The sequence below is a fragment of the Gulosibacter sediminis genome, from assembly GCF_014904065.1.
Lineage (GTDB): Bacteria > Actinomycetota > Actinomycetes > Actinomycetales > Microbacteriaceae > Gulosibacter > Gulosibacter sediminis.
Genome location: NZ_JACXJG010000062.1, coordinates 1 through 1,461 on the forward strand (window position 1 = coordinate 1; position 1,461 = coordinate 1,461).

General features: G+C 66.2%; 1 protein-coding gene, 1 pseudogene and 1 riboswitch. Of the genes and pseudogenes, one reads left to right on the forward strand and one right to left on the reverse strand.

Features of this window, described 5'->3' with window-relative positions:
• Positions 1 to 727 (reverse strand): helix-turn-helix transcriptional regulator (locus ID132_RS12975; RefSeq protein ID WP_193128817.1); only part of this gene is annotated, 727 nt, incomplete at its 3' end.
• A 227-nt stretch (positions 728 to 954) separates the two neighbouring features.
• Between ID132_RS12975 and ID132_RS15410 the strand changes: the two are divergent.
• A pseudogene (locus ID132_RS15410) lies at positions 955 to 1,149 on the forward strand (MFS transporter); the annotation flags it as partial.
• Between the two features lie 169 nt (positions 1,150 to 1,318).
• A riboswitch (SAM riboswitch) is annotated at positions 1,319 to 1,431 on the forward strand.
• Positions 1,432 to 1,461: the final 30 nt, after the last annotated feature.

Genomic DNA, 1,461 nt, shown 5'->3' on the forward strand with positions numbered 1-1,461 from the left:
CCCTCGATTGCGATGAGCCGCCAATGTCCGCGTGCGTGAGGAGCTTCGCGCCCGAGCGGTAGCGGAACACGTCGTGGGAGGCCCAGAGCGAGCGGAACTCGTCGCTTTGGGTGGAAAGCGTGCCGATGATCTCGATGAGTTCGCGGTCATATGGGTCGCTCGCGGTCGCCGCGTGCAGCAGCGCGACGACGTTGCGCTTCGCGACGTCGAAGTCGCGGTGGAAGCGCGCGGCCCGCGGCTCAAGAAAGAGGTAGTGCGCGTAGTTGAAGTGGTCGTCCGAGCCGTCGAGCGGCAGCGAGTAGAGGGCCCGGCCGAGGCGGTTCGCGGCGAGCCGATCGAGGCGCGCGTTTTGCACAAACGCGGGCGTATGGATGGAGTCGAGCACGCGCTGGATGCCCGGGCGCACGGATGTGCGGGTCAAGGAGCGCCGCCGTGGCGCGCGCTGACGCGTGACCTGCACGAGATTGAAGAAGTGTTCGCGCTCGACGTCGTCGAGTTGGAGCGCGCGAGCGATGGCTTCGAGCACTTCACGCGAGGTGCCGGCGATCTTGCCGCGTTCGAGCCGGGCGTAGTAGTCGGTGCTCACGCCGGAGAGGTGGGCGACCTCTTCGCGGCGCAGGCCGGGCACGCGTCGGTTGCCGCTGTAGAGCGGCACGCCGGCCTGCTCGGGTGAGAGGCGGGCGCGGCGCGATGTCAGGAAGCTGCTGATCTCGGCCTTGGTGTCCATGCGTCCACGATAGGCACGGCCGGCGCGCTGAATCAGGACCTGCGAGGCCGTGGTTCAGCTCGACCTTCCACGTTCGCGCGGCTGAGCTGATCCTGAGTAGGAGATGGCTCGAGGTGAGTTCGTCACCGTGAAGGAGACGTCTGATGGCTCAGTCGGTCGCCGCGCCTACGCGGCAGCGCCAACGGCTCCCGTTCGTCGTGCCGCTGCTGACGCTCGGCGTGTTCTTGATGATCACGATCGAATACATCGTTGCGGGCCTGCTGCAGGAGGTCGCGGCTGACTTGCACGTGAGCATCGCCCAGGTCGGATTCCTCATCACCGCGTTCGCGGTGGGGATGATCATCGGCTCGCCGGTGATGGCGATCGCGACGCTGCGCCTGCCGCCGCGCATGACCCTCGTACTCGCGCTCGTGGTGTACGCGGTGGCACACGTCGCCGCGGCGCTGAGCGGTAGCTTCACCTTCGTGCTCATCTCGCGCGTCTCTCTCCGTGCTCTATTCACAGTTAGATGCTTGAACTGGCCACCGTGCAGGATTCCACAGCCGCGTCCAACTGACCGAATGCCCCACGGCCGTGGTACGGTCGTCGCAGGTTCAAGAGTTGCAGCTTTCAGTACCTGGCTGGCTGCACGGCAACCCCCTCCATCGAGCGGGGTGCCCCAGGGGAAGAACGGGCATGAGCAACCGTTCATGCAAGTCGATGGATACCCACGTGGGGACTGCTGCACGGATAGG